The sequence below is a fragment of the Phyllobacterium sp. OV277 genome, from assembly GCF_900104355.1.
Lineage (GTDB): Bacteria > Pseudomonadota > Alphaproteobacteria > Rhizobiales > Rhizobiaceae > Phyllobacterium.
Genome location: NZ_FNIY01000001.1, coordinates 1,093,955 through 1,115,809, shown reverse-complemented (window position 1 = coordinate 1,115,809; position 21,855 = coordinate 1,093,955). Strand labels below are relative to the sequence as shown.

The window sequence follows — 21,855 nt, the reverse complement described above, 5'->3', positions numbered from 1 at the left end:
ATTATCGCTTTGTTGCCGCGAGGGATTTGTTGAAACGGGTGACGACCTGGATAAGCCCCATACAGACCCAGGTAATGGCGAACGAAATAACCGATAGAGCCGCTGGCTCATACGCCCGGTTGGCACCCATCAGTTGCAGGAACGGTCCGAAAGCTGGCCGGTTGAGCAGTGCCGCCATGGTGAATTCACCGATGACGATGGCAAAGGTCAAGAATGCGCCCGACAGAACCGCCACCAGCACATTCGGAAGAATGATGCGCGACATGATGGTTACCCGGCTTGCACCAAGGCTTTCGGCGGCTTCCGTCATGGTACGGATATCGATGGCACCGAGACCCGTATCGACGGCGCGGTACATATAGGGCAGGGCCAGCGTCGTATAACCGAAAACGAGAAGGATATTTGTTCCCATCGCCGAGCCTGTGAGTGGCAGCATCGATGAGGTATTGTAGAGCCTGATATAGCCAAAGACGATAACGATTGCCGGGATAACCAGCGGCAGCAGCGTTATGAACTCGATGAACGGCCGCCAGCCGGGTAACCGCAGACGCACCCAATAGGCGGTTGGAACAACCAGAACGACGCCAACGATAATGGTGGCGATAGCCATGACCACCGAATAGGCAAAGGTTGCCTGAAATCCGGGGTCAGCCAGCACAACCCAATAGGCATCGAGCGAATAGGTGCCGCGCCGCATGCGCAGAGAAAATTCGAGCAATCCTATCAATGGCAAAGCAAAATAGAGAATGCCGAAGGCGAGCGCGAGCCAGGACCAGATGCGGTTGGTTTTCTTCATTTCAGCCACCGTTCACTGCGGGCGCGCATCCAGATGTAAATGCCGTTGGAAATACCGGTGATGACGATCATGCCGAAAGCCAGCGCAAAACCAAGCTGCGGGTCCTGCAGGACGTCGCCGCGGATTTGCGCATAAAGAACGATGGGAACGATACTGAGTGATGATCCCGTCAGGGCGTAGGCTGTTGCGATGGCGCCGAAGGAATTGGCGAAAAGCAGGAGAATAGTGCCGAGCAGGGCAGGCCAAAGGATCGGAAATGCCACCATGCGCCAATATTGCGGGCTGGTGGCACCGAGAATAAGGGCGGCTTCCTTCCACTCCCGCTTCAACCCATCAAGAGCCGGGGTGATGATGAGAACCATCAGGGGAATCTGGAAGTAGAGATAGGTCAGCGTCAGACCCCAGAAGCTCAAGAGATTGAAGCCATGGGCGTAGAGGTTGAAGCCAAAAACATTGACCAGAAGATAAGTGACCAGTCCCGTGCGCCCCAATGTAAACAGGAAGGCGTAGGCCAGCGGAACACCGGCGAAATTCGATGCGACACCGGAAAAGGTCATCAGCGGAGCGCGAATCCAGCTGGGTAGACCGCCAAGGGTGATCGCCGCGGCAATGCAGAAGCCGATCAACGCACCCAGAAGCGCCGAGGTCAGCGAGATTTTGATCGATATGACATAGGCATCTATGATGGACGCCTGAAAAAGGTTGCCGATATTGGCAAGGGTGAGATTGCCCTGCGCATCCTGAAATGCGCCAGCCACAAGATAGATCGTCGGCAGAACCAGAAACATCACCGCAAAGATGATGAACGGCATCACGCCAAGCCAATCGAGCGACAGTCGCTTGCGCTCCTGAACGGCGGCAGGGGGGGCAGATGGGGTGTTTGCTTCTGAAATCGCGCTCATATGCTTTGCAGACCGCTTTCTTCGCTACAATATATCCGCTGCCGCCCATTTTGCGAAGCGAACAAACGAACCGTCAATCCCGGCGATAACAGCCGGGTTCTGAAAAACGGAATCCCCGCGGATGTTTCCACGGGGATTCCATGTTCAGAGATTACTTGACGTTTGCGCCAACAACCTTGTCCCAGCCCTTGGTGATGACTTCCTTGGCGGCAGCCTGTTCATCAAGCGTCGGGAAGAATGCCTTTTCATAGGCTGCTGCTGGGGGAAGCTTGTCGAGGACTTCCTTTGGTACCTTGTTGTTCTTTACCAGATCCTGGAAACGCGACGGATGGCAATAACCCTTGAGGTAACCAACCTGACCTTCGTCGGAATAGAGATATTCCATCCAGAGCTTGGCTGCATTCGGATGCGGTGCATAGGCACTGATTGCCTGAACATAAACACCGGCAAGAACGCCCGTTGTGGGAACAACAACTTCAACAGGCGGGTTGCCCTTGAGTGTGTCACGACCGGTCAGAGCGTTATAATCCCAGTTGATGATGATTGGGGTTGCGCCCTGGGCCAATGTGCCCGACTTGCCGATAACCGGTACGAAATTGCCTGCCTTGTTGAGATCGGCAAAATACTTCAGGCCAGCTTCGGCAGCAGCAGCACCGGGCTTTGCACCTGTTGACGCACCAGCTGCCTGAACGGCGAGGATTGCCTGGTTCGAAGCGCGCGGATCACCGGCAAGCGCAACGGAATTGGCATATTCAGGCTTGAGCAGGTCAGCCCAATCCTTTGGTACATTCTTGACGATGTCTGTGTTCACTTCGAGCGACATAACGCCATAATAGTCGCCGTACCAATGACCGTCGGCATCCTTCAGTTCAGCCGGGATCGAATCCCATGTGGAAACCTTGTAGGGCTGTGTCAGACCGGCTGCCTTGGCATCTGGGCCGAAGGAAAGACCGACGTCGATGACGTCTGGAGCCTGAGGGCCCTTATTGTCCTTGTTTGCCTTGATGGCTTCGACTTCGTCTTTCGAGCCGGCATCCGGATTGAGTTCGTTGACTGTCAAACCATACTTTGCCTTGAAGCCGGCAATGATGTCACCATAGCCGCACCAGTCATGTGGCAAAGCAATCGTGGTCAGCGCGCCTTCCTTCTTTGCAGCCGCAACCAGCTCAGCCGGTGCGTCCGCGAACGAAAGCGTGGTGCTTGCGAACAGCAGAGCTGTGGATAGAGAGAGCAAGCGTTTTGTTGTAGCAACCATTTTAACACCCCTGTTTAAGCGACAAACGTCATTGGCTCTTTTTTCGACGTTCCTGCCTCCCGATATAGGGCTCTCATGTCAGTTAGATGACAGGCCCGCGAACGTCTTTCCCTGAGCAGTAACGGGAAGTGAAACATTTTTTTGGCGGCTTAGCAATTCGCAGCGGGCGGAATTCTAGTGCCGGTTGCGTTGGCCGTTGAATTGCTCCAATAACGACAGAAAGATTGGTGGGTGCGTCAGTTAGCCGAATAAATAATGTCGCATTTGATTTCCTGCGACATTGCCATCCACAGGGTCGGTTCAAGTTGCGAAAATTCCTGTTAGTAGACTAACATTATTTTTCAAGAATCCGGGTATTGGCGGGAGCAGGAGAAGACCATTCTTCCGTGCTGTTCACCGCGTTGTCATTGCGGGCGGGGTCGCATTTTCTGGCAAACCCTGCTACGGAAACCGGCATCATGACCATCAAAGATTGTACGATTGAAGTCCTTGTCGGCACGCTTGCTCCACTCGGTGAGAAGAAAGTGCCAAGCGGTATCGCCAAAAAGCCGGTCAGAAAACATCTCTGGTTGAGCAATACCGGTCTTGAAGGCGATGCACAGGGCGATCTGAAACGCCATGGCGGCGTTGACAAGGCCGTGCACCATTACCCCTTCGATCATTATGAAAAATGGGTCTCGGATATCGGCGCGGTATCTCTTCTTGAAGGGGCCGGAGCATTCGGCGAGAACATATCGACCATCGGTCTCGATGAGACAAATGTCGCCCTTGGCGATGTTTTCCAACTTGGTGGCGCAAGGGTTGAAGTCTCGCAGGGACGCCAGCCATGCTGGAAACTCAACAGCCGTTTTGGCATTGCCGATATGTCCATGCGTGTCCAGAAGACAGGCAGGACAGGCTGGTACTACCGGGTTGTTGAAACCGGCTATGTTGCGCCTGAAGATACGCTCACGCTCGTCGACAGGACATCACCTGAATGGACCATTCACCGGCTGTGGCGCACGCTTTACATTGATACCATGAACCGGGAAGAGCTGGCGCAGATGGCGGCGCTGGAGCGGCTTCCCGATGGATGGCGCCGCTATGCGGAGCGGCGCTTGGCGAGTGGCAGGGTAGAGGACTGGTCGAGCCGCCTTACCGGTGAACAGGCCACATAGGGCTGCGCCCTAATGCCCGCCACCACCGCCGCCGCCAGCCGCTACAGGTTTGCGCATCATCACGGCAAAAAGTGCGAGCGTGGCAAACAACATTGTCAGGATGTAGAAAACATCCATGAACGACATCAGCGTTGCCTGCTGGTGCACCATTGCGGAAATCCGGCTAAGTGCTGCAGTCTGGCCATCGATCCCGTGGGACTGGAAATTCTTGGTCATGCTGGCCATCAGGTCTTCGGCTTCCGGATTGCCCCAGCGGACATTTTCCGAAAGCTGCGCATAATGCAGGATGCCGCGATCGGTCAGAACCGTGTTGATCACCGCAAGGCCAACGGCACCGCCGAGGTTGCGGGTGAGGTTGAACAGCCCTGATGCGTTCTTGAGCCGGGAGAGCGGCAAGGTGCCAAGTGCCAGATTGTTGATCGGCACCATGCACAGCATCAGCGAGCAGCCGCGCAGAATCTGCGGCACCAGCAACTCATAGAAGTCCCAGTCGGCGGTGAGGCCAGTCATGGTCCATGTACCTGCGGCAAAGCCGAGGAAGCCGATCATCATCATCAGACGCGGGTCCATCCGGGTGGACAGGAAACCTGCAACCGGTGCGGTCATGAACATGGCAAGGCCGCTGACAAACAGTGCTTCGCCGATCATCAGCGCGTCATATCCCCTGATCCGGCCGAGATAGACCGGATAGAGATAGGTCAGGCCGTAAAGGCCGACACCCATGATGAAGGAAAACACCGATCCAAAAGCGAAATTCAGGTTCTTGAAGGCGCGCAGATCGACAATTGGCTCCTCCGCGGTAAAGGCCCGATAAAAGAAAAGGACAGCACCGACAACCAGAACAATGGCAAAGAAGAAGATCGAGTTGTCCTGCAACCAGTCATTGCGAGGGCCTTCTTCGAGCACATATTCAAGCGAGCCAAGGAAGGCTGCCATACCGGCAAGGCCCCACCAGTCGAACTTGCTGAAAAGGGACTTGTCGCCCTTGTCGAAGTCGATGAGGTTCCAGGCGGCAAACGCAACGATAATGCCGGGAATGACGTTGACGAGGAACAGCCAATGCCAGGAGAAGGCGTGGCTGAGATAGCCGCCGACAGTCGGTCCGATTGTTGGTGCCAGCGTTGCCACAAGGCCGATGATCGGCGAGACAATCGAGCGCTTGGATGGCGGGAAGATGGTAAAGGCCGCGGCGAACACGCTGGGGATCATGCCACCGCCGATAAAGCCCTGAATGGCGCGGTAGACGATCATCTGGTCGATGTTTGTCGCCGTTGCGCAAAGAATACTGGCCAAGGTGAACCCGGCAGCGGAAAAAGTGAACAGAACCCGCGTCGACAGAAGCCGTCCGAGAAAGCCTGAGAGCGGGATCATAATGACTTCGGCGATGAGATAGGAAGTCTGAACCCAGGAAATCTCGTCGGAACTGGCGCTCAGACCCGCCTGAATTTCCGCAAGCGACGCCGAGACGATCTGAATATCGAGAATGGCCATGAACATGCCGAACACCATCGCCACGAAGGCGATGGCTTTTTTCGGATCAATATGGTCGGACGGTACGGCGGGTGCCATTGGCTTTCCGCCTGCTGTGGTGCTCGACATGATCTTTGGCCCGGTGCTGGGTTTGTTTACTTGGTCGGCGCTGTGCGCGTGTCGACGTCAACGATGACGCTGAGACCCGCCTGTAGTTTGCCGCTTGCCAGAACGTCGGCAGGCAGGGCGATGCGAACCGGTACGCGTTGAACAACCTTGGTGAAATTGCCCGTGGCGTTTTCGGCTGGAAGCAGCGAGAACACGGCGCCGGATGCAGGCGCGATGGAAGCAACCGTGCCCTCAAACGTATCGCCCGATAGTGCATCAACCCGCACGCGAACCTTTTCGCCCGGTACGATGTCGCGCAGCTGCGTTTCCTTGTAGTTCGCGTCGATATAAAGCGCATCAACAGGAACAAGGGCTGCCAGACGCTGGCCGGGGCTGACTAGATCACCCTTCTTGGCGGAAAGGTTGCCAACGACACCGTCAAGCGGGGCGCGGATCACCGTGAAGCCGAGATCGCGGGCGGCCTTGTCCTTGGCAAGCTGCAGCGAGGCGATAGAGCCTTCTGCTTCCTTGTACTGGGCCTCAAGCACGCCGACATTGGCAACCGCTGCTGCAATCTGGGCATCGGCGGAAACGAGGTTGGCCTTGGCCTGATCAAGTGCAGCCGTTGCATCGTCAAGCTGTGACTGGGAGGCAAAACGTGTGGCATGCAGCTGGCTGGCGCGGGTGGACGCGGCTTCCGCATTGGTCAGAACGGCCTGTGCGGCAACTTTACCGGCCTGAACCTGCTGGACAGAGGCTTTCGCCGCTTCGGTCTGCGCCTCAATACGCTGAAGCGTCAGGCGCTGCGTGGCGATCTGGGCTTCGGCCTGCTTTTCGGCAATCGTGTAATCGCCATTATCAAGTGTGACCAATGGATCACCCGCCTTGACGCGCTGGTTGGCAACGACATTGATCGTATCGATATAGCCGGTGATTTTTGGTGCAATCGCCGTGATATCGCCCTGAATATAGGCATCATCGGTCGAGACCATGAAGCGGCCTGTTGTCCACCATTCATGGCCATACCATGCACCGGCGCCAACTGCGGCAATGATGATGACAGGGAGCACAAAGCTCTTTACAGAGCGCTTTGGCTTGGTCGGAGCCGGGGCCGCGGTCACAACATCGTGTTGCGGGGCTTCATCCGTTACCGGTACTTCCACCTTGGAAGCAGGAGCGGATGTGGGGAACTGACGGATTTCAGCCTCATTGGTGGATTTCGGCGCGGACATGGGACGCTCTTTCTAGAGATGGTCACTCGGAAAATTGATTGAACCAATCGGTTCGATCGTTGACATAGCGCAAATCTAAGTGCATATCAAGTGGATCGAACCGGTTGGTTCGAAAAAGAATCGAAAATGAGGAAATGTGACTAATATGTCGTCTACCAAGGCATCCGTTGTTGACCCAGGCATGACCACTTTAGAGCGCCCCGGCCGTATGGCGGCCGGACAGGACCCGGTCAAGCGGCAACAGATTCTTGATGGGGCCAATCGCGTTTTTTCGCAGATGGGTTTCGATGCGGCCAGCATGAACGACATTACCCGTGAAGCCGGTGTCTCCAAGGGCACGATCTATGTTTACTTCGACAATAAGGAAGAGCTATTCATAGAACTGTGCAACCAGTACAAGAATGCGCTGTTCGAGGGCATTTATCATGCACTGGAAACCAATCCCAATCTGCGCGAAGCGCTGATCCAGTTTGGTATATCGCTGTCAACGCTGATTACATCAAATGTTGGTATTCAGGCGCAGCGCGTTGTTATCGGCGTGGCTGAGCGCATGCCGTCCATGAGCTGCAGTTTTTACGAAAAGGGTCCGAAAAAAGGCCTGGCGCTTATGCGCGCGCTGCTCGACAAACATGTTGCTGCGGGACTTCTTGCCATTGATGATACGGAAATCGCGGCCTACCAGCTTTCGGATCTTTTTCACTCGGGTCTGCTGCGCCGGCGCCTGTTCGGACATATGGTGCAGGAACCCGAGCCAGAGCAAATCCGCAAGACCGTGACCGCAGGCGTGGATATGTTTCTGCGCGCCTACAAAGCTTGATTCAAGAGTCTTTCCGGTCGAACGGTTCTATTTAAGCCGGAAAGGCTCTGGAGATCAGGCCGTGCCGCAACTGGCGCAGACGCCGCGAATTTCGATGGTTGTCTTGCTGGGCTTGAAAGCGTTATCCGTCGTCCATTGCCGGACGCGCTGGGTGATGACGTCATCGGAAAACTCTGAAACCTGACCGCATTTCTCGCAAATGGCAAAAGCAATCATGCCATGAGTGTGACCATGGCTGTGGCTATGGGGATGGGCGCAGGCGACAAAGGCATTGATGCTTTCGAGACGATGAACCATGCCATAGTCGAGCAGTTTTTCCAGCGCGCGATAAACCTGCAGCGGCGCGCGGAAACCATCGCCGCGCAACTGGTCGAGAATTGTGTAGGCGCTCAATGGACCGTCCGCACGAGACAACGCGTTGAAAACCAGCGTCTGGTTCTTTGTCAGCTCATGCGTATGGGCGGTTGTCATTCTGTCAGGCCTCCTGAAAGTACACTTCAATGCAGCTACCGCGTGAAATGGCCGCAAACAAGTCTCTTTTCGTAAAAAGTTCTTGTCCAAGAGATAGGGAATGCTTTCTGTGACTGCCAGTGGATAAGTAAATTTCGTGTGTTCTCAAATTCGCCATTGTTGACTAATGTAATAACATCACATATCGAGACGTCAAGAAGGGTGCCAAAGATTGCAACCGGTTGAATTTCAGCACCCCTGTGTATGCGGATAAAGAATGACTGACCAATGCCTGACCTTTCGTGACCTTACCCTTGGGTATCGCAGTCACCCGGCGGTCCACCACCTGAACGGGGTGGTTGAGCGCGGTTCGCTCACGGCTGTCGTTGGTGCCAATGGTTCGGGCAAGTCGACGCTCATGAAGGGCATTGTCGGCGTTCTCAAGCCGATGTCCGGTTCGGTTGTGGTGGAGAAGGGCGTCCGGGTCGCTTACCTGCCGCAGCAGTCGGAACTTGACCGGTCTTTTCCGGCGCGTGTCATTGATCTTGTTTCGCTCGGGCTTTGGCCCAAGCGCGGTCTGCTTGGCCGCTTTACATCAGATGATCGTGAGCAGGTTTCCAAGGCTCTGATGGGGGTTGGGCTGGGCGGCTTTGAAAAGCGCCCTATCGACAGTCTGTCGGGCGGGCAATTGCAGCGTGCTCTGTTTGCCCGGGTGCTGGTGCAGGATGCAGACCTGATCCTGCTGGATGAGCCATTCAACGCCATTGATGCCAAGACGGTCGGCGATCTCATCGCCCTGATCAAGCGCTGGCATGGCGAGAAGCGCACCATCATGGTCGTGGTGCATGATCTTGATCTGGTGCGGGAACATTTTCCCGAGACACTGCTGCTGGCGCGCAAGCCTATCGCATGGGGTGCTTCCAAGGAGACGCTTCGTCCTGAGAATCTGTTGCATGCGCGGCAATTCCACGAGGCATGGGCGGAGGGCGCGCCCTGGTGCGAGGATGACGAGACATCGTCGCCGGTGGAACATCATGGTCACGATCATGCGCATGGGCATGACCACAAGCACCATGCGCATAATGATGATCATGACCGTGGCCGCGTGAACGGGGCATGATCCAGACAATGTATGATTTCCTGATTGCGCCCTTTGTCGAATACAGTTTCATGCAGCGCGCACTGCTGGGCTCACTTGCCCTGTCATTGAGTTCATGTCCGGTTGGCGTGTTCCTGATGCTGCGTCGCATGAGCCTGACTGGCGATGCCATGTCCCATGCCATTTTGCCGGGTGCTGCTGCCGGGTTTCTGCTCTACGGGTTGCAGATCGTGCCGATGACCATTGGCGGGCTGATCGCCGGTGTGATCGTGGCGCTGGGAGCAGGTGCGGTTTCGCGCTTCACGATCCAGAAGGAAGATGCCTCCATGGCTGCCTTCTATCTGATATCGCTTGCGCTGGGTGTGATGATCGTTTCGCTGCGCGGCTCGAATGTCGATCTGATGCATGTGTTGTTTGGCACCGTGCTGGCGCTCAACAATGATGCTTTAAGCCTTATCAGCCTGATCTGCGGTGTGAGTATCGTGACGCTTGCCATTTTCTGGCGTGGTCTTGTGGCCGAATGTCTCGACCCGCTGTTCCTGCGCTCGGTCAGTCGTATCGGCACGCCCGTCCATTTCATCTTTCTGGCGCTGGTTGTTCTCAATCTCGTCGGTGGCTTTCAGGCACTTGGCACGCTCCTGTCGGTTGGCCTGATGATGCTGCCTGCTGCAGGAGCGCGTTTCTGGACTGTTCGCGTTGGTCCCATGTGCGCCGTGGCCATTCTGATCGGCATGGCGTCCTGCGTCGCGGGCCTTTTGATTTCCTATCACTTTGCCCTGCCATCCGGCCCGGCGATTATTCTTTCCTCGGGGGCGATCTATATCGTCTCCATCCTCATCGGCTCGCGCGGCATTGTGAATAGCCGCATGCGCTCGCATCGCCACAGAACCGCTTAATCACAACAAGGAGACTATCCATGCGCAAAGCTCTTCAATTAGCTACGTCTTTGAGTGTTATACTATTACTGGGAGCGGGTTCGTCTTCGGCGTTTGCTGCAAACCTGAAAGTTGTTTCCAGCTTTTCCATCATTGAAGATTTCGCCAAAAATGTCGGCGGCGATAAGATTTCGCTGGTCAATCTGGTTGGCCCGAATGGCGACAGCCATGTGTATGAGCCAAAGCCATCGGATGCGGCTGCACTGGCTGGAGCCGATGTGGTTCTGGTCAATGGTCTGGGATTTGAAGGTTTCCTGCCGCGTCTGGTGGAAGCCAGTGGCACCAAGGCGACGATTGTCGAGTTGACAAAAGGTGTTGAGCCTTTGAAGGCACAGGAAGAAGAAGGTCATGCGGAAGCCGGTGCCGAACATCACCATGATCACGGCGCTTTCGACCCGCACGCCTTCCAATCGATCGCCAATGCCAAGATCTACGTCAAGAACATCGTCGATGCCTTTTGCAATGCGGATAAGGCCAACTGCGACACCTTTAAGAAGAATGGTGCTGATTATACAAAGAAGCTGGATCAAACCGAGGTTGATGTGAAGGCCGGCATTGCTTCCATTCCGGAATCAAAGCGCCTGATCATTACGTCGCACGATGCCTTTGGCTATTTCGAACATGCATATGGCCTCAAGTTCCTTGCTCCGGAGGGTCTTTCAACCGATGCAGAGCCTTCGGCGGCTGATGTTGTGGCGCTGATCAAGCAGGTCAAGGAAGACAAGGCTTCGGCGATCTTCGTGGAAAACATCACCAATCCGCGCCTGATCGAGCAGATCGCCAGCGAGACAAAGCTGAAAGTGGGCGGTACGCTGTTTTCCGATGCATTGTCGGAGCCGGGCGAAGGTGCCAGCACCTATATTGACATGATGCATCACAATATCAGTGCGTTCAAAAAGGCCATTATCGGCAGTTGATGAATTGAATTGAAAAAAGCGGGGATGACTCCGCTTTTTTCGTTGGCATTGATGTAATGTTATTACATTATATATTCAGGACTCCCACGACGCATAAAGGAAGAAGCATGTCACGACATCTGAAAACAGTTCTGCCTCTCGCCATGGCATTTGGTTGTGTTGCATTGCCTGCCCAGGCTGAGGAACAGACCGCCTGGAGACTGTTTGTCTCTGACCATGCGGAGCCGACTATTCGTGCGCTTGACCCGCAGACCGGCAAAATCATCGACACGTTCAAGGTGAAAGCGCCGGCTGGCCTATCGCTTTCCGATAGTGGGAAAACCATTTTTGCCGTTGAGCGGGATGGGGCAGAGGTCGCAATCCTGTCGACGGGGATTGCCGTGGAAGATCACGGTGCCCATGGCGATCTCAAAGTTGAAGCACCGAAACTGCTCGATCTGAAGCTGGAAGGACAGCGTCCTTCGCATTTCGTCGATCACAATGGCAACATCGCGCAGTTCTTCGACGGTGATGGCGTGGTCAAGGTCGTCAAGGAGAAGGATATTCTCGCAGGTAAGAATGAGGTTCGCAGCATCAAGCTCGCTTCGCCGCATCATGGTGTCGCCATTTCCTATGGAAACACGGTTCTGGTAACCGAGCCGCACCCCGAAAAACCTGTTGATGAACTGCCCGTTGGCATCAAGGTTCTCGGCGGTGACGGGTTTCCCATCGGGTCGCTACATGAATGCCCTGATCTGCACGGCGAAGCATCATCGGGCAATATTCTGGCTATTGCCTGCAAGACTGGGTTGCTTCTGGTCAAATCGGGTGATGGCGCGCCCGAAATCGAGCATCAGCCCTATTCGAAATCGCTTCCGGATGGAAAAGTCAGCACGCTGCTGGGTGGTAAAGGCCTGCAATATTTCCTCGGCAATTACGGTCCGCAGGCGGTGGTGCTGGTTGAACCCGGCAATGTCGATCCGTTCCGCCGGATCGAACTTCCGGCGCGCCGCGTCCATTTTGCCGTGGATTCTTCGCGTCCGCAATTTGCCTATATCTTTACCGAGGACGGCCAGCTTCACCGGTTGAATGTGGTGACAGCCAAGATCGATAAATCGCTAAAGCTGACGGAGCCCTACAGCATGGATGGGCATTGGAACCTGCCACGCCCGCGCATTGCCGTCGCCGGGGATGCCATCATTGTCAGCGATCCGTTGAAGAGCCGTCTGCATGTGATCAAGGCGGCTGCATTCGAAAAAGATCGCGAAATCGCGCTCGAAGGCAAACCTTTCAATGTCGTGGCCGTCGGTGGTTCCGGCGAAGTTCACGATTGATCTCATCTGGCCTGCTTTTCTGCGGGGAAGCAGGCCATTCATTAAAGGGCAATAGCCATGCAAAACACAGCCAATCCCAAACGCCTGCCAGTCACGGTTCTTTCCGGATTTCTCGGCGCCGGTAAAACCACGCTGCTCAATCACATTCTCAACAATCGTGAGGGGCGGCGGGTTGCCGTTATCGTCAATGATATGAGCGAGGTGAATATCGATGCCGCGCTCATCCGCGACGGCGGCGCGAACCTTTCGCGTACGGATGAGCAACTGGTTGAAATGACCAATGGCTGCATCTGCTGCACCTTGCGCGATGATCTTCTGCAGGAGGTGGAGAAACTGGCCAAGCAGGGCCGCTTTGACTATCTGCTGATCGAGTCCACGGGCATTTCCGAGCCGCTACCGGTGGCCTCCACGTTTGACTTTCGCGATGAAAACGGTCGCAGCCTTGCCGATGTGGCAAAGCTCGACACGATGGTGACAGTCGTCGATGCGGCCAATCTTTTAAAGGACTATGCCTCGGCGGATTTTCTGAGGGATCGCGGCGAGTCGCTGGGCGATGCGGATAACCGGACACTGGTCGATCTGCTGGTGGATCAGATCGAGTTTGCCGATGTGATCATTCTCAACAAGATTTCCGATTCATCCCTCTATGACCGTGATCTGGCACGCAAGATCATCCGCGCGCTTAACCCTGATGCGAAGCTCATCGAGACAGATTTTGCCGAAGTGCCGCTCGATACGGTGCTCAATACAGGCCTGTTCGATTTCGACAAGGCGCAGGAACATCCGCTGTGGTTCAAGGAATTGAACGGTTTTGCCGATCATGTGCCGGAGACCGAGGAATATGGTGTCCACTCCTTCGTTTATCGCGAGCGCCGTCCGTTCGATCCGCAGAAACTGCATGCCTTTCTCGACAAGAGCTGGCCGGGTGTCATCAGGTCAAAGGGCTTCTTCTGGCTGGCGACACGGCCTGATTATGTCGGTGAACTTAGCCAAGCCGGGGCGCTGGTGCGTGCGGAAAAGCGCGGGCTGTGGTGGTCATCCATTCCGCGCAACCGCTGGCCGGAGCATCCGGAATGGCTGCAATCGATGAAGCCTTACCTGCATAAAATCTGGGGTGACCGGCGGCAGGAGATCGTCTTCATCGGTGTTGACCCGATGAACGAGGTGCATCTGCGGGCGCAACTGGATGCCTGCCTTGTCGATGCAGACGAGTTTACGCCTGGTATGTGGGAAGACTTGTTTGATCCTTTCCCAAGCTGGATCAGGCAGGCTGCCTGATTTCGGCCGGATTAATAAGTTTAAGCCACGGGAGCATTGATCGGGAAACAGGACGTTCCTTCGCCGATGGGACACCGGCCAAATCCATCGGGTCCTGCTATTGTTCGATGCCCTCATGTTCCCGCTCCGTGGTCAGACGGGGCGGGAACACCTTTTTGAGTGCCGGAGGTAGGGGCCTAGATAAAAGCGGCTGTCTCGGTGGGTGAAATCTTCACCTTGCCGATGTTGCGGCCATCCATTTCGACGATCTCATATTCATAATCATCCACCTTGAGCTTTTCGCCCTGCGCGGGGATATGGCCGAGATTCCACAGGATATAGCCGGCAAGTGTCGTATAGCGGTCGCCGTCATCAACCAGATCGCGCTCGATCAGGCCGCCGAGACGGCGGATATCGATATAGGCATCCACAACCATGCTGCCATCGTCCGAACGTTCGAGAACCGGGCTTTCATCCCCCTCATCGGGGAAATCACCGGCAATCGCCTCAAGGATGTCAGTCGGGGTGACAACGCCTTCAAACGAGCCGTGCTCATCCAGCACAACGGCCATCTGCACTGTCGTTCCGCGCAACTGCTCCATGACGCGCAGGACATTGGCATTCTCATGCAGGATCAGCGGCTGGCGCGTGACTTTATCCCAATCGATCTTGCCGCCATCGAGAATGGCGAACAGCAGATCTTTTGTCAGGGCAACGCCGACGAATTCATCGACCCGTCCATGGGCCAGAACTACCCGGCTGTGGGTGAGTGTTCTGATCTCCGCCAGCAATTCCTCGTTGGTTTCGTCAAGATCAAGCCATTCGACCTCATTGCGCGGCGACATGATGGAACGCACTGGCCGCTCGACCAGATCGAGCACGCCGCGGATCATTTCCTTTTCTTCCCTGTGGAAAACGTCGCCTGCGGCTGACTGTTCGGCGATCACGTCGATTGTATCGGAATGGACGCTGTCGCCATTACGACCACCACCCAGCAGACGAAGGACTGCGCCGGCTGTGCGATCACGCAAATCCATCGATGTGATGCGCTTGTCGCGGTTACGCCGCCCAAGCTGGTTGGCTGCCTCGATGAGAACCGAGAAGCCGATTGCCGCGTAGAGGTAGCCCTTTGGAATATGGAAGCCAAAGCCTTCGACAATCAGGCTGAAACCGATCATCATGAGGAAGCCAAGGCAAAGGATCACCACAGTGGGGTGGCGGCTGACGAAGCTCATCAGCGGTTTCGACGCAAGCATCATAACGCCCACCGCAATGACAACGGCGATCATCATGACTTCAAGATATTTGACCATGCCGACGGCGGTAATAACGCTATCGAGCGAAAAGACTGCATCCAGTACAACGATCTGGGCGATAACCTGCCAGAACACAGCATGCGCGGCATTGGACTCCTTGGCGGACATATGTCCTTCAAGGCGCTCATGCAATTCCATCGTGCCTTTGAACAGCAGGAACAGGCCGCCGACAATAAGAATGATATCGCGCCCCGAGAAGCCGAAACCTGCCACGCTGAAGAGCGGTGTGGTCAGTGTTACCACCCATGAAATGGAGGCAAGCAGCGCCAGACGCATGACCAGCGCCAACGACAGGCCGACGAGGCGCGCGCGGTTGCGCTGGCTCGGCGGCAGCTTGTCCGCAAGGATGGCGATAAAGACGAGGTTGTCGATCCCGAGTACGATCTCGAGCACGATTAGCGTGGCGAGACCAATCCAGGCATTGGGGTCGGCAATCCATTCCATTGGGAAGTCAGTTCCTTCTAAGAGATACAGTCAGAGCGCGGCACGGCGTATGGATGCGGCTGAAAAGGACAGCGCAAATCCACCCGCGATGCAGGCCAAATCGAAAGTTGGGGAGAAAAACGGGAGTTGTTGCTGACGCTGCGGGTGCAGAGTCAGCTTGCTTCGCAAGTCCGGACTTGGAGGCTCTTCAGATTGTTCGTCCGGCATCGATGCGCGGTCAGTCCCTGTTTGACTGGCGTCATTGGTGAAATTTACGGGTGCCAGATGCCGATATAATGGCAGTCTGTGCCGTCACGTTCAAGAGGATATGGCAAAATTCAGACCGGTACGGTGAAAATCTGTCTATCCGGCAAATCCGCCCGCATCGAGAAACGCCTGTTCTTCCGGTGTTGATTTGCGTCCCAGCAAGGCATTGCGATGAGGGAAACGGCCAAATCGCTGTATAATATCGTAATGTTCGGTGGCCCATGCCAATTGGCTTGGTGCCGACGCCGTGTAGAGTTCTACACAGCGCAGTTGCTCGTCAATATTTTCCGAGTGCATAAAGGGCAGATAGAGAAAGCCGCGTATCGATGGTTCGAGCGCGAGATCGTGGCCTTTTTCGAGCGCCTGACCGGCATAATGGCGGGCGAGCGAATCCGTCGCATACATATGCCCTGTTCCACGAAAGCAATTACGCGGAAACTGATCGAGCAGGATCATCAGCGCCAATGCGCCTTCGGCAGTTTCAACCCAGCTGTCATGTTCGCGGCGAGCGGCGGCAAAATGCCTGTCGAGAAAGGTCCGATGAAACGTTTCATCAAAGGCCGCATCCTTCTTGAACCACGCATCGGGACCGGCCTTGCGCCAGAAACCGACGATATCATCGATAATCGCCTGATCGGTTTCAGCCATTGTGTTTTCTCCCATATTCAGTCTGTCAGTTTTCGCCGTTGGCCGGTTGCGGCGCGGGCAGTACGAGGGCGGTTTCCTGATTCAGAGCGCGGCCCGATTGGCGTGGTTTGACCAGGGGGCCGGGAACAGGTGCATTGCCGCGCATAAGATCGTTGCCAGCGCGTATGCCGCCAGCAAGCTGCAGGTCAAGGCGTTCCGCATCGCGGCGGCGTACGTCATCGATGATCTCGGCGGCTTCCTCAGGTGAAACGCCAAGGCCAACGAGTGTGTTTTCGCCGAAGGAAAGCGCCGACTCGAAGGTTTCGCGGATCTGGTACTCTACCCCGGCCTTGATGAGCGACAATGTATTGCCGCGATCAAAGGAGCGCGCATAGACCTGCACGAGTGGATACTCAGCCTTGATATTCTGGGCGATGGCAAGAATGGTGTCTGCCTTGTCGACGCAGATCAGGACAGCCTGAGCGCGGCCTGCACCTGCGGCATGCAGAATGTCGAGCCGCGTGCCGTCGCCATAATAGACTTTGAAGCCGAATTCCGACGCGGCCTGGATCATTTCAACATCATTGTCGATGATGGAGACATCGACACCGCGTATCAGCAAGGGCTGGCAGGCGATCTGGCCGAACCGGCCGAAGCCGATTATGAGCACGCTGCCCGAAAGGCCATCAGCGACGTCCACACCATCAAGCGACTGTTTTTCACGCGGCAGAATATAGCGCAGTCCGATGATGGCGATGGGTGTGAGCACCATGGAAATGATGATAATCGCCGTCAGCATGGCATTGGCCCGGCCATCGAGAATGCCGACAGATGTGGCGGTGGAATAAAGCACGAAGGCAAATTCGCCGCCCTGCGCCATGACAATGGCGCGCTCCAGCGCTTCCGAATGGCTGGATTGCATCAGGCGGGCGACGATATAGATCGCGATGGCTTTTACGACCATGAAGGCGACCACATAGAAAAGAACAGTCTGCCAGTTTGCCGCGACGACGCTGAGGTCAAGCGACATGCCGACCGCAAGGAAAAACAGACCGAGCAGGATGCCGCGGAAAGGTTCCACATCGGCTTCCAGCTGATGCCGGAAAGTGGATTCGGACAGGAGCACGCCCGCGAGAAATGCGCCCATCGCCATGGAGAGGCCGCTGACCTGCATGACCAAAGCGGCGCCAAGTACAACCAGCAGGGCGGCGGCGGTCATGACCTCGCGCGCCCGGGATTGGGCGAGAAAGCCGAACAGGGGGTTGAGGAGATAACGGCCCGCCACGATAATGCCAATGACCGCGCCGACACCGATGCCGATATCCATCCAGCGCAGGCCGGTGGGTGGCGCATCCGTTGCGGCAATGGGCGCGAGAAAGGCGACGAGGGCGAGCAGCGGCACGATGGCAAGATCTTCAAGCAGGAGGATCGAGACCATGCGCTGGCCTTTTGTGCTTGAGATTTCGCCGCGTTCCTCCAGCAATTGCATGACAATGGCGGTGGAGGTCAGGACAAAACCAGCGCCAGCAACAAAGGATATGGCCACGGGAAAGCCGGTGGCGATGCCGACACCCGTCAAAAGAAGCGCGCAAACGCCCACCTGCAGGGCGCCAAGGCCAAAAATTTCCTTGCGCAGACCCCAGAGCCGCGAGGGCTGCATTTCCAGACCAATGATGAACAGAAACATGACCACGCCCAGTTCGGCGACATGCAGGATGGTTTGCGGATCGGAGAAGAATTTGAGGCCGAAGGGACCAATCACCAGACCGGCAGCAAGATAGCCAAGGACAGAGCCAAGCCCCAGCCGCTTGAACACGGGTACGGCAATGACACCCGCACCCAAAAGCACGACGGCACTGAGAAGATCCGGTCCATGAAGCTCTGCCGCCATTTTATCTCCCGCTGTTGATGGTGTTGCTGACTAGCAGAGGTAAAGCGGGATGGATTGGCAAGCAAGTGGTTTGAGGCATGGGGGAGTGCTTCTGGCGTAGCTGTGCCGCTCACCCCCTCTGTCCTGTCGGACATCTCCCCCACAAGGGGGGAGATCAGCTGTCAGGACTGCCTTGCACAATCTGAAACGTTTCCGATTATGGGAAAGCGTTCATGTCAAGTGAGAACCGCCGGTGCACGGTTCGTGGTTCGTGGTTCGACAGGCTCACCATGAGGGACACACTTGTCTCCGTCATCCTCGGGCTTGACCCGAGGACCCACGGCAAGAAAAATCAAACGAACGTGGCTGCTCGTGCATTTAAATTATGGGTCCTCGGGTCAAGCCCGAGGATGACGGAGATGGGTTGAACAAAGGGAACCAGATTCTGCACCGCTGGTGACTGGTATTACAGCCGCCACTCTGCCTCATGGTGAGCCTGTCGAACCACGCACTACAATCCCCACACCCTCTGGGCATTCCCCGAAAACAGTTTGGTTTTTTCGCTCTCGCTGCATCCGGCAATAAGAGCATGCGTTGCTGCAATCCATGTGGCCAGACCACCGCCCAGTGTGCAAACGGGCCAGTCACTGCCCCAGACGATACGGTCCCAGCCGAAACTGTCGATAATATGATGCACATAGGGTTTCAGCGTATCGGCGACCCATTCCCCGTCCGCATAGGCGACCACGCCGGAGATTTTCGCGATGACGTTTGAACGTTTGGAAACATCCGTGATCTTCCCGCGCCACGTCTCGAAATCATTGTCCTTGATATCTGGCACCCCGCAATGATCGAGAATGAAAGTGACATCGGGGGCAAGGTCGACCAGGGCGATTGCCTTGTCCATCTGACGCGGCAGGACGCAGAGGTCGAAAGTCAGGCCCGATCCGCCAATACGCCTGATGTTCTCGCGGAAGAGGGGATTTTCTGACAGTTCATCCGGCATGGTGTGCAGAATGCGGCGGAAGCCTTTGACGAATGGGTTGGCTTTCTGGTGTTCGAAATAGGCAGCAAACCCGTCTTCCTCCGGACGGCAGGCGGCAATTGCCCCGGCAATCAGATTATCATTCCGCTTTGACAGATCAGCCACATAGTCAATTTCCGTCTGGATTTGCGATGGTACAACATCCACTTCCATGTGCAGCGCCTGCGTTATCCCGGCGCGGCGGGCCTGAAGCGCATATTCCTCGTAAAGAAAATCACGGTTGAGCGCCTCGACGCCCGATAGCCAAGGGTAGTGCAGGGCCGACTGGTCAATGAGATGAAGGTGCGTATCAATCAACATGCTTGGCTCCAGTTCAGGCGTGACGGATGACACTGGAATGGATCACGTCAGCGCCCGCCAGTTCCGACAGTTTTTGCGCTGTTGCTACCAGCATTTCGCGAGCCTGATCCACATCGGGCGCGTCGGCAATGTTCAGGAGCTTGATATAGGGACAGGTCAAAGCGGCGATGGACCGCCCGTCAGGCCCGAGAATCGGCGCGGATATGTTGAATACGCCTGCGGTCTGTTCACTTGCCATGATTTCGTAACCGCGCTCGCGAATATGGTCGAGGCGTTCGCGGAAATCTGACGGCTGGGCGATATCGTCAGCATGTTTTTCATATTCGGCGATCATCATTGCCCGTTCCTCATCGGAGCGGAACGCCAGAAGCACATGGCCGGAGCCGGTGTTGAACAGGCTGATATGCGAGCCGACGCGGATTGAAATGCCCCAATAATCAGGAGCTTCCTGCTGGGCAATGACAACGGCTGCACCGCGGTCAAAGACACTCAACTGGTTGGCCTGTTTTGATATGACCGCAAGATCGCGCATCAGCGGTGTGGCATAGGATGCCAGCCGCCTGACCGGCGCATGGAGTTGTGCGAGGCCGAACAGTTTCAATGTCAATGAATAGCGATCACCTTCAAGCCGGGTGACATAACCGCGCCGGACCAGCCGGTCGAGCATGCGGTAAAATTCATTGGGACTGCGGCCAAGATGTTTGGCAATTTCGGCCTGCGTCAGGCCGCCATCGATCCCCGAAAGCAGTTCGAGAATATCCAGTCCCTTGTCGAGTGCCGGGGCGCGATACCGGTCGCTGTCGTCTTCTTCAATCATGGCAATCCCCTCATTTCACTCAATGCATATACGAAGATTATCTTCATAGGAAAGCGTTTCCACGCTTGACGGTCAAGCCGCATAATGTTTGTATATGAATGACACGCCCATATATGGGTGAAGAAAAGTGCCGGGAGGCGGCACTCTGGGATTGGGAGGAATTGCATGAAGAAGCTTTTGGCCAGTGTTTCGGCTGGCGCCATCGCGCTTTTGAGCACAAGCTTTGCCATCGGCGCCGAGTTGCCGGGCAAGTTTGCAGGCGTGACCATCGACGCCAAGCTTATTGGCGGCCAGCAATATGAGCCGCTCTATGAGCGCATCGGCGAGTGGGAAAAACTCACCGGTGCCAAGGTCAACATCCTGTCGAAGAAGAATCACTTCGAGCTCGACAAGGAGATCAAGTCGGATATCGCTTCAGGCAGCCTGAAGTGGTGCGTGGGTTCGAACCACTCATCCTTTGCGCCGCAATATCCTGATATTTATACGGATTTGACGAAGCTTATTCCTGCCGAAGAAATTGCAGCCTTCGTCCCTGCCAATATCAAAGCTTCGACGCTTGACGGCAAGCTGGTGATGCTGCCGCGTGCGCAGTTCGATGTTTCGGCGCTCTATTATCAGAAGAGCATCTATGCGGACGAAGCCAACAAGACGGCGTTCAAAGCCAAATATGGCTATGAGCTGACCCCGCCCGATACCTGGCAGCAGGTCACCGATCAGGCGATCTTCTTCACCAAGGCGCCGGATTTCTACGGCACGCAGTTTGCGGGCAAGGAAGAGGCGATCAACGGTCGCTTCTATGAAATGCTGGTGGCGGAAGGCGGCGAATATATCGACAAGGACGGCAAGCCCGCCTTCAATTCAGCCGCCGGTGTCAAGGCGCTCGACTGGTTCGTCAATCTTTACAAGGCCAAGGCTGTGCCTGCCGGAACAACCAATTACCTTTGGGATGATCTCGGTCAGGGTTTTGCTTCGGGTTCAATTGCCATCAATCTGGATTGGCCGGGTTGGGCCAGCTTCTTCAACGATCCGAAATCCTCGAAGGTTGCGGGCAATGTCGGCGTCAAGGTGCAACCTGCTGGTTCGTCGGGCAAGCGCACCGGCTGGTCGGGAAGCCATGGTTTCTCGGTAACCAATGCCTGCGCCAACAAGGAAGCTGCGGCTTCGCTCGTCTGGTGGCTGACCAATGAAGACAGCCAGAAGCTTGAAGCCAAGGCCGGGCCGTTGCCAACACGTACTGCGGTATGGGCCTGGGATATCGAACAGGCCAAGGGCGATGCTTACAAGACCGAGGTTCTGGCTGCTTTCCAGGAAGCTGCCAAGAACGCATTCCCGGTTCCACCATTGGCCGAATGGATCGAGATTTCCAACGCTGTTTATCCGGAGTTGCAGGCTGCCATCCTTGGGGACAAGACCTCGAAGGAAGCACTCGACACCGCTGCCCAGAAGGCAACCGACATCCTGAAGGATGCCGGCAAGCTTTAA

Annotated in this window: 19 protein-coding genes; 8 read left to right on the top strand and 11 right to left on the bottom strand. The window is 55.8% G+C overall.

The window, feature by feature from the left end:
- Position 1: 1 nt before the first annotated feature.
- The 3 genes from BLU05_RS05475 to BLU05_RS05465 form a co-directional block, all read right to left on the bottom strand.
- Positions 2-796 carry an ABC transporter permease gene (locus BLU05_RS05475; RefSeq protein ID WP_091878178.1) on the bottom strand — a complete coding sequence of 265 codons (795 nt, stop codon included), beginning with the start codon at positions 794-796 and terminating at the stop codon, positions 2-4.
- Positions 793-1,698: an ABC transporter permease gene (locus BLU05_RS05470; protein WP_091878176.1), complete on the bottom strand. Its 906-nt coding sequence runs from the start codon at positions 1,696-1,698 to the stop codon at positions 793-795. The genes BLU05_RS05475 and BLU05_RS05470 overlap by 4 nt, the downstream gene beginning before the upstream one ends.
- Before the next feature lie 151 nt (positions 1,699-1,849).
- Positions 1,850-2,953, bottom strand: coding sequence for an ABC transporter substrate-binding protein (locus BLU05_RS05465; RefSeq protein ID WP_091878175.1), 1,104 nt, complete (start codon positions 2,951-2,953; stop codon positions 1,850-1,852).
- 458 nt (positions 2,954-3,411) lie between these two features.
- Between BLU05_RS05465 and BLU05_RS05460 the strand changes: the two genes are divergently transcribed.
- On the top strand, positions 3,412-4,110 hold the full coding sequence (locus tag BLU05_RS05460; protein WP_091878544.1) for an MOSC domain-containing protein: 699 nt from the start codon (positions 3,412-3,414) through the stop codon (positions 4,108-4,110).
- Positions 4,111-4,119: 9 nt separating this feature from the next.
- On the opposite strand, the gene BLU05_RS05455 is transcribed toward BLU05_RS05460, so the two are convergent.
- Both BLU05_RS05455 and BLU05_RS05450 read right to left on the bottom strand, forming a co-directional pair.
- Complete coding sequence (locus BLU05_RS05455; RefSeq protein ID WP_091878173.1) at positions 4,120-5,709, bottom strand: DHA2 family efflux MFS transporter permease subunit; 1,590 nt, start codon at positions 5,707-5,709, stop codon at positions 4,120-4,122.
- A 26-nt stretch (positions 5,710-5,735) separates the two neighbouring features.
- Positions 5,736-6,920, bottom strand: coding sequence for an HlyD family secretion protein (locus BLU05_RS05450; RefSeq protein ID WP_091878171.1), 1,185 nt, complete (start codon positions 6,918-6,920; stop codon positions 5,736-5,738).
- Between the two features lie 145 nt (positions 6,921-7,065).
- Here BLU05_RS05450 and BLU05_RS05445 point away from each other — a divergent pair, with 145 nt between their 5' ends.
- Positions 7,066-7,737 (top strand): TetR/AcrR family transcriptional regulator, encoded by a 672-nt coding sequence (locus BLU05_RS05445; protein ID WP_091878169.1) that lies wholly within the window; start codon positions 7,066-7,068, stop codon positions 7,735-7,737.
- Between the two features lie 54 nt (positions 7,738-7,791).
- Here the strand turns inward: BLU05_RS05445 and BLU05_RS05440 are convergent, their stop codons facing one another.
- The gene (locus BLU05_RS05440; protein WP_091878167.1) at positions 7,792-8,208 is read right to left on the bottom strand and encodes a Fur family transcriptional regulator; all 417 of its coding nucleotides are present in this window, start codon (positions 8,206-8,208) and stop codon (positions 7,792-7,794) included.
- A gap of 256 nt (positions 8,209-8,464) precedes the next feature.
- Here BLU05_RS05440 and aztA point away from each other — a divergent pair, with 256 nt between their 5' ends.
- From aztA to zigA, 5 genes are all read left to right on the top strand, one after another.
- Positions 8,465-9,307 (top strand): zinc ABC transporter ATP-binding protein AztA, encoded by an 843-nt coding sequence (aztA, locus tag BLU05_RS05435; protein WP_091878165.1) that lies wholly within the window; start codon positions 8,465-8,467, stop codon positions 9,305-9,307.
- Positions 9,308-9,315: 8 nt separating this feature from the next.
- The gene (gene aztB / locus BLU05_RS05430; protein WP_091878543.1) at positions 9,316-10,182 is read left to right on the top strand and encodes a zinc ABC transporter permease AztB; all 867 of its coding nucleotides are present in this window, start codon (positions 9,316-9,318) and stop codon (positions 10,180-10,182) included.
- Between the two features lie 20 nt (positions 10,183-10,202).
- Positions 10,203-11,138 carry a zinc ABC transporter substrate-binding protein AztC gene (gene aztC, locus BLU05_RS05425; RefSeq protein WP_091878163.1) on the top strand — a complete coding sequence of 312 codons (936 nt, stop codon included), beginning with the start codon at positions 10,203-10,205 and terminating at the stop codon, positions 11,136-11,138.
- A gap of 107 nt (positions 11,139-11,245) precedes the next feature.
- On the top strand, positions 11,246-12,451 hold the full coding sequence (gene aztD / locus BLU05_RS05420; RefSeq protein ID WP_091878161.1) for a zinc metallochaperone AztD: 1,206 nt from the start codon (positions 11,246-11,248) through the stop codon (positions 12,449-12,451).
- A gap of 57 nt (positions 12,452-12,508) precedes the next feature.
- Positions 12,509-13,729: a zinc metallochaperone GTPase ZigA gene (gene zigA / locus BLU05_RS05415; protein ID WP_091878160.1), complete on the top strand. Its 1,221-nt coding sequence runs from the start codon at positions 12,509-12,511 to the stop codon at positions 13,727-13,729.
- A gap of 176 nt (positions 13,730-13,905) precedes the next feature.
- Here the strand turns inward: zigA and BLU05_RS05410 are convergent, their stop codons facing one another.
- The 5 genes from BLU05_RS05410 to BLU05_RS05385 form a co-directional block, all read right to left on the bottom strand.
- A complete protein-coding gene (locus BLU05_RS05410) occupies positions 13,906-15,468 on the bottom strand; it encodes a TerC family protein (RefSeq protein WP_091878158.1) in 1,563 nt (520 codons plus the stop codon).
- Between the two features lie 342 nt (positions 15,469-15,810).
- The gene (locus tag BLU05_RS05405) at positions 15,811-16,362 is read right to left on the bottom strand and encodes a DUF924 family protein (RefSeq protein ID WP_091878157.1); all 552 of its coding nucleotides are present in this window, start codon (positions 16,360-16,362) and stop codon (positions 15,811-15,813) included.
- A gap of 25 nt (positions 16,363-16,387) precedes the next feature.
- Positions 16,388-18,232: a monovalent cation:proton antiporter-2 (CPA2) family protein gene (locus BLU05_RS05400; RefSeq protein WP_091878155.1), complete on the bottom strand. Its 1,845-nt coding sequence runs from the start codon at positions 18,230-18,232 to the stop codon at positions 16,388-16,390.
- Between the two features lie 490 nt (positions 18,233-18,722).
- Positions 18,723-19,556, bottom strand: coding sequence for an amidohydrolase family protein (locus tag BLU05_RS05390; RefSeq protein WP_091878151.1), 834 nt, complete (start codon positions 19,554-19,556; stop codon positions 18,723-18,725).
- A gap of 13 nt (positions 19,557-19,569) precedes the next feature.
- The gene (locus tag BLU05_RS05385; protein WP_091878541.1) at positions 19,570-20,370 is read right to left on the bottom strand and encodes an IclR family transcriptional regulator; all 801 of its coding nucleotides are present in this window, start codon (positions 20,368-20,370) and stop codon (positions 19,570-19,572) included.
- 168 nt (positions 20,371-20,538) lie between these two features.
- Between BLU05_RS05385 and BLU05_RS05380 the strand changes: the two genes are divergently transcribed.
- Positions 20,539-21,855: an ABC transporter substrate-binding protein gene (locus BLU05_RS05380; RefSeq protein WP_091878149.1), complete on the top strand. Its 1,317-nt coding sequence runs from the start codon at positions 20,539-20,541 to the stop codon at positions 21,853-21,855.